The organism is Pseudomonas sp. H26/SER47-MNA-CIBAN-0231, from assembly GCF_040310465.1.
GTDB lineage: Bacteria > Pseudomonadota > Gammaproteobacteria > Pseudomonadales > Pseudomonadaceae > Aquipseudomonas > Aquipseudomonas atacamensis.
Genome location: NZ_JBEOPW010000084.1, coordinates 1 through 271 on the forward strand (window position 1 = coordinate 1; position 271 = coordinate 271).

1 protein-coding gene is annotated in these 271 nt (G+C 61.6%); it reads right to left on the minus strand.

Going from position 1 to position 271, the window contains the following annotated elements; all coding sequences use genetic code 11:
- Positions 1-271: M23 family metallopeptidase (locus AAEZ10_RS27370; protein ID WP_502947716.1), on the minus strand; the 271-nt coding region annotated here is incomplete at both ends.

The window sequence follows — 271 nt, forward strand, 5'->3', positions numbered from 1 at the left end:
GTATGACCTTGCCCGCTGCCGGTGCCTTGATCGGAGTGCCGGTCTTTGCGGCGAAATCCAGCCCTGAGTGCGGATTGCGCTCCTCGCCGTTGAAGAAACGACGCAGGCCGAACGGCGAAGATAGCGGGCCGTTGACCGGGCGATCGAATAGCAGGTTGCTCGGCTGATTGGTGCTGAACTGGCGGTAGGCGCGGTTCTGTTCGTCCAGCTCACGCTCGATGCGCTTGAGGTCTGCCGGGTTCGGATTGACTTGGCGCTGATTCTTCAGGGT